The following is a 7,707-nucleotide window of genomic DNA, read 5'->3' as shown; positions in this document are numbered from 1 at the left end:
TTCGCGTAGCGCCTGGGGGTGGGTCGGGGCCGTGCCGGGGGGTGTCCGTCCTCGGTCCGGCGGGTGCCCGGCATCAGAGGGTTCTGTTTCTTGACGCCGGCCGCTGCGGGCGGACACCCCCCGGCGCGGCCCCTTGCCGCCGTGGGCGGGTGCAGCTCTCGTGACGCGCGCAGCGACACGGCCGCGACTTTCAGCCCGTCCGGTGTTTGAGGACGAGGTGGTTCAGGACGCTGCGGGGTCTGGGGCGGCAGCCCCAGGGGGTTGAAGGGGTGGACCCTGCGCCTCCGGCGGGGTTTTCAGCGGGGGTGGGGCGGCGGAGAATACGGGCGGCATGGTTGAGCGGCGCAGCGATTGCGTACGTATCGTCGTTCGAGGGGTCACGGCACGGCGGGCGAGAGGCGGCTACGGGCGATGACTCACGGTATGCACACGGACACGCACCCCCCTTACCTCGACGGCGACCGGGGCTGGCGGGACACCGCCACCCGTTACGCCCTGCTTCCGCTCCGCGTCTTCCTCGGCGTCACCTTCATCTACGCCGGGCTGGACAAGCTCACGGACAGCGCCTTCATGAAGGACTCCGGGGCGGGGTCGATCGGCGACATGATGCGTGCCGTTCGGGACTCCTCCGCCATCCCGGCCATGGTGGACATGGCCTTGGACAACCCGGTGGGGTTCGGTTACGCCATCGCGTTCGGTGAGCTGGCCGTCGGGATCGGCACCCTGATCGGGCTGTTCGCCCGTCTGGCGGCGCTCGGTGGGGCGTTGATCTCACTGAGTCTGTGGCTGACGGTGAGCTGGGCCTCCGATCCGTACTACTACGGCAATGACCTGGCCTACCTGATGGCCTGGCTGCCGCTCGTGCTCGCCGGCGCACCGCTGTTGTCGCTGGATGCCGCCTTGCGGACGCGGCGACGCCGGCGGTCGGGTGGCTATCGGTAGGGGGCGGTTGGCTCGGCTGTCAGGGGTGTGTGGGTGGCTGGGGCGTGCCGCGGCGTCTGCGTATCGCTCGGGCCAGTAGCGCTGTCGCTCCTGCCAGGCACAGGCCGCCGATGACCAAGGGGATCACCGCGAACCACGGGGTCTCCCAGGCGTCGCCCGCGTCTCCGGCGTAGGCGATGCCCGCGATGGTCAGGAAGGCACCGGCCACCAGCCTTCCGGGCTGGAACTCATGACGCAGCACGGCTCACCTCCGCCTGTCCGACGCCGACGCTGAGATCGATGTCCAGCGTGCCCGCGCTCTTGGTGCCCGTGGGCGGGTTCAGGGTCAGTTCCTTGTGCTTGCCCGGTGCCACGTCCACGTCCTGCTTGTCCTCGCCCGGCAGCTGGATGTCTCCCACGCCCACGTCGATGCTCACCTTCACGGTCGCGTCCTTCGGGACGATCACCTTCAGTTGGCCCACGCCCACGTCGGCTCTCGTCGTCACGGTCCGGTCCTTCGAGAGGTTCAGCCGGGTCAGGTCGAGGGTGCCCACGCCGGTTCCCAGGTCGTACTCGTTCTGTACGTCCGCCACGGCTGCCGGGCGCCAGTTCTTCTCTCTCCAGTGGGTGCTGATGTCCTTGGGCAGGGCGGCCGACGCGGCCAGCAGGCCCGCGGTGATGATCGCCAGGAAGACGGAGCCCGCTCCCGTGCGGCCGAGGAACGCGCTGATCGCTATGCCCAGGCCTATGACCAGCAGCGCGCAGGCCAGACCGGTCTGGAGGCTGGTGCCGAGCGCGTGGTCCTCCCAGGTGGCGCCCGTGCCGAGGGCGCCCGCGAGGAGGGCCAGCAGGAACACCCAGCCGCCGATCCAGCGGGGCCCGCGGGGCTTGGGCTGCTGGGCGCGGCGGGCCCGTAGGTCCTGGCGGCTGCTCCAGGCGTCGCCGAGGCCGATGTTGACCGCCGCCGCGATGTCGCGGTCGCGTGAGTCGCGGGGGCCCCAGAGATAGCCCGTGCCGCCCTCGTGCGTGCCGTCCTTGACGATCGGGTCGCGCCACCAGGAGGGGTAGGCGGCGGGCACCGGCGGGGCCTGCGCCTCCGGCGGGGCGTCGGCGACGGCCTGGGCGGCGAGCGGGTCCGGGTCGGGAGTGCCGCGGTGCCGTGACCAGTAGCCGGCGCCGGCCACGAGGAGGGAGAGGACGACGGCGAAGGCCAGCACACCGCCGTTGTTCAGCAAGGTCAGGAACACGCCGCAGCCCACCAGCGCGAACAGCACGGCCGTCAGCGCCTGGCCGTCGACGCGGCCCGTCAGCAGCTTGCGCACCTCGTTCTCGTCCTCGTCGTCGTACGGGACGAAGAGCCAGGCGAAGCCGTAGAAGATGAGGCCTATGCCGCCCGTCGCGGAGAGCACGGCGAGGGTGATCCGGAAGAACACCGGGTCCATGTCGCACTGCCGGCCCAGGCCGGCGCACACGCCGGCCAGCATCTTGTGCCGGCGGTCGCGGCGGAACCTGTGCGGCGGGGGCAGGGCACCGGCTTGACCGGGCGCCGCTGTCTCCGCGCCCGCGCGCGGTTCCTCACCCGCGGCGCTCGCGGGTGCCGGGCCGGTCGGCGTGCCCGCGGTGGGCGCGTCGTCCGGCCCGGGCACGGAGTCCGCGGCGTGCTGGTGATCAGTCATGTGTCCATGGTGACGGGCGGGTCGGCCCGATGGGAGTCGGAATGACCCTGGTCGGACCCTGATATCGGCCCTGAGTCGGGTGCGGGGGAAGTGTGCGAGGCGGCGGGCCTCGAAGATCAGGGGAGTCTAGGGGGTCGACCCTGATGCCCTGATGGGCCGGGCGTGTGAACATCGATGGCATGCCGGAAGCCGCAGCAGCGCCACTCGCCGAACCGCGGCCGCCGCGCAAGCTCTACCGCAGCAGTGACGGACGCTGGCTCGGGGGCGTGGCGCGGGGGCTCGCCGGGCACCTCGGCCTGCCCGTCATCTGGGTACGGCTCGTCTTCGTCGGCCTGTTCATGGCGGACGGGCTCGGTGCGCTGCTGTATGCCGCGTTCTGGTTCTTCGTGCCGCTCGGGCTCGGCGGTGTCGACGCGCAGCGGCCGCCCCCCTTCACCACCGAGACCGCGTCCGACGGCCGCCGCAGACTCGTCGCCCGCAAGCCCGACAAGGGACAGATCGTCGCGCTGCTGCTCATGGTGGTCGTGGCGATGGTCTTCGTCGGCAGCGTGGACCTCGGCAACGGCGCCAAGGCGTACCTGCTGCCCGCCGTCCTCGTCGGCGCGGGCGTCGCCCTGGTCTGGCGGCAGGCGGACAACGCCCGCCGGGCCCGCTGGATGGAGGTCGGGCGGCGTCGGCGCACCCTCAGCCTGCTGCGCGCGGCGGGCGGCGTCGTCCTCGTCACGGCCGGCGTCTCCGGCATCTTCGTCCTCCAGGGCTCCGCCGCCCACCTCGGCTCCGTCCTGCAGGCGGCGCTCGCGGTCCTCGTCGGCATCACGCTCCTCGCGGGGCCGTACCTGGTCCGGATGACCCAGGACCTCTCCGAGGAACGCCTGATGCGCATCCGTGCCCAGGAGCGCGCCGAGGTCGCCGCCCACGTCCATGACTCGGTGCTGCACACCCTGACCCTGATCCAGCGCAACGCGGAGAACGCGAACGAGGTCCGGCGCCTCGCCCGCGCCCAGGAGCGCGACCTGCGCACCTGGCTGTACAAGCCCGAGGGCACCGGCAAGGACGAGGCCGACGAACCCGCCAACCTCGCCGACGCGGTGCGGCGCAACGCCGCAGAGGTGGAGGACAAGCACGGTGTCCCCATAGAGGTCGTGGTCGTCGGCGACTGCCCCCTCGACGAGAGGATCGCCGCACAGATGCAGGCCGCGCGCGAGGCGATGGTGAACGCCGCGAAGTACGGTGGCGAGGGCGGCGCCGTGCAGGTCTACGCCGAGGTGGAGGGAAAGACCGTCTTCGTGTCCGTCCGGGACCGCGGTCCGGGCTTCGACCTCGATTCGATACCCGCCGACCGCATGGGCGTCAGAGAATCGATCATCGGCCGCATGGAGCGCAACGGCGGTACGGCCCGGCTGCGGGCGGTGCCCGACGGCGGCACGGAGGTCGAGCTGGAGATGGAGAGGGCGGAGAAGACGTCATGAGCGACGCGACCGAGGCGAACGAGCCCGTGGAGTCGACCGGCGGGAGCGCGGCCGAGCGGCACGTGCGTGTGGTCCTCGTCGACGACCACCGCATGTTCCGTACGGGAGTCCAGGCCGAGATCGGCCGGACCGAGCAGACCGGCGTCGAGGTCGTCGGCGAGGCCGCGGACGTCGACCAGGCGGTCACGGTCATCACCGCGACCCGGCCCGAGGTCGTCCTGCTCGATGTCCACCTGCCGGGCGGCGGCGGGGTCGAAGTCCTGCGTCGCTGCGCCCCGTTGATGGCGGACAGCGAACAGCCGGTCCGCTTCCTCGCGCTTTCCGTCTCGGACGCGGCGGAGGACGTGATCGGGGTGATCCGGGGCGGGGCGCGCGGGTATGTGACGAAGACGATCACCGGCACGGATCTCGTGAACTCCGTCTTCCGGGTCCAGGAGGGCGACGCGGTGTTCTCGCCGCGCCTCGCCGGGTTCGTCCTGGACGCGTTCGCGTCGACGGACGCGCCGCCGGTCGACGAGGACCTCGACCGCCTCACCCAGCGCGAGCGGGAGGTGCTGCGGCTGATCGCGCGCGGGTACGCGTACAAGGAGATCGCCAAGCAGCTCTTCATCTCCGTCAAGACGGTCGAGTCCCATGTGTCGGCGGTCCTGCGGAAGCTCCAGCTGTCCAACCGGCACGAGCTGACGCGCTGGGCGACGGCACGACGACTCGTGTGAGGGCAAGGGCAGTCAGGCCACGCGTGTGGCGCCCGCGAAGGGCATCTCGTCCAGCGGCGCCACCCGCACCGGTGCGGACGGGTTCGGGGCGTGGATCATCTGGCCGTTGCCGATGTACAGGCCCACGTGGCTGATGCTGGAGTAGAAGAACACCAGGTCGCCCGGGAGCAGTTCGGAGCGGGAGACGCGGCGGCCCGCGTCGATCTGGGCGTAGGTCGTACGGGGCAGCGAGACACCGGCCTCCCGGTACGCGGCCTGGGTGAGGCCGGAGCAGTCGAAGGCGTTCGGGCCGGTCGCGCCCCAGACGTAGGGGCTGCCGAGTTTGGCGTAGGCGTAGGAGACGGCGGCCGCCGCGCGGGAGTTGGGGGCCTGGGCGGTGGCGGAACCGGGGGCGCTCAGGGCGTCGCGGGAGCCGGTCGAGGAACGGGTGGCGCGGTCGTCGAGGCGGGCCTGCTCCTCGGCGGTCAGCCGGGTCAGCAGGTCCCGGGCCGAGTCCAGCTTGCCGGTGATCGTCTTCTTGTGCCGTTTCAGCTCGGCCTGGCGGGACTTCAGTGAGGTCAGTTCGATGTGTGCGGCGCCGCGCAGCTGCTCGATCTCGCGCAGTTGCCTGCGGACGCTCTCGACGGACGCGGCCTGCCGGCTGCCGGCGCGTTCGGCGAACTCCGCGCCGTCCAGGTAGCGGTCGGGGTCCGCGGAGAGGGCGAGTCGCAGGGCCGGGTCGAGGCCGCCGTCGCGGTACTGCGCCGCGGCCATCGAACCGAGCGCTTCCCGTGCCGAGTTGAGCTTCTCCGTCTTGCGGGCGGCCTGGTCCTGGAGCGTCCTGATCCGCTGCTGGGCCGCGTCCGCCTGCTCCTTCGCGCCGTTGTACTTCTCGGTGGCGACCTCCGCCTCCTGGTACAGCTTGTCCACCTTCGCCTTCACCTGTGCCGGTGTCAGCTGCGGCTCGGCGTGCCCGGTCCCGTCGAAACCGGTCGCCGTCGCCGCGCCCGCCAGTGCGATCGTCCATGCCGTGCGGGCCGTGTTGCCGCCGGCCGAGCGCTGACGAGGTTTTCGGTGCGCTGCCACGTGGACTGCACGTCCTTTCGTCCGCCCGCCACGTCCCGTACGTCCGCCAGGGCGGCGCCGGGCGAACTCCGCCCCGGAGGCACGGTGGGCGTACGAGCGCCTGGGGAGAGCGGACGTACGACCGCCCGGGGCGGGTCACACGTCCGGCGGCGGCCCGCACAGGGGGAGCGGGCCGCCGCCGGACCTTTCTCGGCGGTGGTGTCCGACTGCCGCCCCTGGCCCGGGCGGCGGTGGGGAGCCGGTCACCTGGTGCAGGACGCTAAACCTCTCCGTGTCGGGTCGGTGACGGGTTGTGCGGAAGTGCTGGGAGCGGACCGAGGGTGACCGTAAGTGAGCGTGATCCCGGGATGGGGGCGTCTGGTTCACGCTGTGTGCTGACCGAAGTGGCGGTTTGGGGGTGGCTGAGGGTGGCGGGGTGCTATGGCGCGCATATATGCGGGGTCCGGGGAGGGTGGGCGTGGCGCGAAGGAGGGGTGCGGGGCGGTGTCGGGCGGGTTTTTCGTGGTGGCTAGGCTCCGGGCCCATGGACGTACTCATCCATTTGTTCGTCGGGCTGCACATCATCGGTATCGCCGCGCTGCTCGGTGGGTTCTTCACGCAGCTGAAGGCGATGGGGCAGGGGACCGCACGGTTCGTGCCCGCGATGCTGCACGGCGCGCTGACCATGCTGGTCACCGGGGTGATCCTCGTCGGCCTCAACCAGGCGGACGACCAGTCCGTGAACAACGTCAAGATCGGTGTGAAGCTGGCGCTGCTGGTCGTGATCCTCGGGCTCGTCTATGTGAAGCGGGACGAGGAGACGGTGGACAAGCGGCTGTTCGGGCTGGTGGGGCTGCTGACCATGGCGAACGTCTTCATCGCCGTGTTGTGGACGTGACCTCACCGCCGAGGCGCGTGTAACCCCGAAGGGCGCCTGCGGCGACCGCGAGCCAGGCCGCGACCGCGATCCACATCAGTGCCTCGCCCGGCGACTCCAGCCATGAGACGTCCACCGCCGTGCCGACGGAGAGCGTCGCCGCCGCCGTCATGCCCATCGGGAACACCGTCGCCCAGCGGCGGACGTCGTAGCGCAGCCGCGGCCAGGCGAACTCGGCGAGGAGCAGGACGGCGTACCAGGCGAGGTCGAGTACGAGCAGGGCGACCGTCATCGTGCGCAGGACGCCGTAGTCGTCGTCGTTCCAGAGGTACAGGTCGGGGCCGTCGGCGGCGAGGAGCTTCGAGCCGGCCAGCGCGGAGATGGCGAGGGCGCCGCCCGCCACCCAGTGGTCGCCGGCGCCTCGGGCGAGCTGGCCCGGGTCGAAGCGGGGCAGGGCCACGACGTAGAGGACGAGGCCGAACCAGAAGAACACGAGCGCGACATGGGCGAGCCATGCCGCGCTCTCGACGGCGGCCAGGGTCGCGCCCAGGACCGCCAGGCCCTCCGTGGCCACGCAGCCGAGGAAGACGGCGCCGGGCATGTGGCGGCGCCAGTGGCGCAGGACGGTGAGGAGGAGGCCCGGCCAGAGCACGGTGGCCAGGGCCAGCAGGGCCTCGGCGAGGGTGACCCAGCCCAGGGCGGCGAAACGGGTGCCCAGGACCGTCGTCGCGGCGATGGCGGTCAGGGCGGCGGGGGTGGCCGCTTCCTTCAGCCACCTCTGGCGGTCCAGGACGAGCCGGGCGGTGAAGTCGGCGGCGAGGGCGAGCCAGGCCGCGCAGGCCAGGGCCAGGGCGATGCGGGAGAGGGTCTCGTAGCCCGTCTGGTGCAGGGCTACCGAGACGATGCCGGTGGCCATGACCGCGGCGCCGGCTGTGGGGGGTCGCTGCGACCACCAGGTGTGGAGGGGGGAGGTGGGGGTCGGGGGGGGTGGTGCGGTCCGGGGG

Annotated in this window: 8 protein-coding genes; 4 read left to right on the top strand and 4 right to left on the bottom strand. The window is 71.9% G+C overall.

All coding sequences use genetic code 11. The features are described 5' to 3' along the window. The first annotated feature begins 411 nt into the window (after window positions 1-411). Window positions 412-942, top strand: a complete 531-nt coding sequence (locus ACGFW6_RS45050) for a DoxX family protein (protein WP_393523608.1) — start codon at window positions 412-414, stop codon at window positions 940-942. A gap of 19 nt (window positions 943-961) precedes the next feature. Here ACGFW6_RS45050 and ACGFW6_RS45045 read toward each other — a convergent pair whose 3' ends face one another. Both ACGFW6_RS45045 and ACGFW6_RS45040 read right to left on the bottom strand, forming a co-directional pair. Then, window positions 962-1,183 carry a hypothetical protein gene (locus ACGFW6_RS45045; RefSeq protein WP_393523605.1) on the bottom strand — a complete coding sequence of 74 codons (222 nt, stop codon included), beginning with the start codon at window positions 1,181-1,183 and terminating at the stop codon, window positions 962-964. After that, the gene (locus ACGFW6_RS45040; RefSeq protein ID WP_393523602.1) at window positions 1,170-2,597 is read right to left on the bottom strand and encodes a PspC domain-containing protein; all 1,428 of its coding nucleotides are present in this window, start codon (window positions 2,595-2,597) and stop codon (window positions 1,170-1,172) included. The genes ACGFW6_RS45045 and ACGFW6_RS45040 overlap by 14 nt, the downstream gene beginning before the upstream one ends. A 179-nt stretch (window positions 2,598-2,776) precedes the next feature. On the opposite strand from ACGFW6_RS45040, the gene ACGFW6_RS45035 reads away from it, so the two are divergent. Further along, complete coding sequence (locus tag ACGFW6_RS45035) at window positions 2,777-4,066, top strand: PspC domain-containing protein (protein WP_393523599.1); 1,290 nt, start codon at window positions 2,777-2,779, stop codon at window positions 4,064-4,066. Further along, window positions 4,063-4,782, top strand: a complete 720-nt coding sequence (locus ACGFW6_RS45030; RefSeq protein WP_393523596.1) for a LuxR C-terminal-related transcriptional regulator — start codon at window positions 4,063-4,065, stop codon at window positions 4,780-4,782. Before ACGFW6_RS45035 ends, ACGFW6_RS45030 begins: the two co-directional genes overlap by 4 nt. Before the next feature lie 12 nt (window positions 4,783-4,794). Here the strand turns inward: ACGFW6_RS45030 and ACGFW6_RS45025 are convergent, their stop codons facing one another. Beyond that, window positions 4,795-5,847, bottom strand: coding sequence for an NlpC/P60 family protein (locus tag ACGFW6_RS45025; RefSeq protein ID WP_393523594.1), 1,053 nt, complete (start codon window positions 5,845-5,847; stop codon window positions 4,795-4,797). Between the two features lie 523 nt (window positions 5,848-6,370). Here ACGFW6_RS45025 and ACGFW6_RS45020 point away from each other — a divergent pair. Then, window positions 6,371-6,724, top strand: a complete 354-nt coding sequence (locus ACGFW6_RS45020; RefSeq protein WP_393523592.1) for a hypothetical protein — start codon at window positions 6,371-6,373, stop codon at window positions 6,722-6,724. Here ACGFW6_RS45020 and ACGFW6_RS45015 read toward each other — a convergent pair. Continuing rightward, on the bottom strand, window positions 6,702-7,707 hold a 1,006-nt coding region (locus ACGFW6_RS45015; protein WP_393523589.1), incomplete at its 5' end, for a tellurite resistance/C4-dicarboxylate transporter family protein. The two genes, ACGFW6_RS45020 and ACGFW6_RS45015, sit on opposite strands and share 23 nt — an antisense overlap.

This window comes from Streptomyces sp. Y7 (assembly GCF_043195415.1).
Taxonomy (GTDB): Bacteria; Actinomycetota; Actinomycetes; order Streptomycetales; family Streptomycetaceae; genus Streptomyces.
This window is presented reverse-complemented; position numbering and strand designations above follow the sequence as displayed.

Bases quoted from the DNA above. Each gene is read 5' to 3' on its own strand.
- ACGFW6_RS45050 (WP_393523608.1), top strand. From the start codon at position 412: ATGACTCACGGTATGCACACGGACACGCACCCCCCTTACCTCGACGGC.
- ACGFW6_RS45040 (WP_393523602.1), bottom strand. From the start codon at position 2,597: ATGACTGATCACCAGCACGCCGCGGACTCCGTGCCCGGGCCGGACGAC.
- ACGFW6_RS45035 (WP_393523599.1), top strand. From the start codon at position 2,777: ATGCCGGAAGCCGCAGCAGCGCCACTCGCCGAACCGCGGCCGCCGCGC.
- ACGFW6_RS45030 (WP_393523596.1), top strand. From the start codon at position 4,063: ATGAGCGACGCGACCGAGGCGAACGAGCCCGTGGAGTCGACCGGCGGG.
- ACGFW6_RS45020 (WP_393523592.1), top strand. From the start codon at position 6,371: ATGGACGTACTCATCCATTTGTTCGTCGGGCTGCACATCATCGGTATC.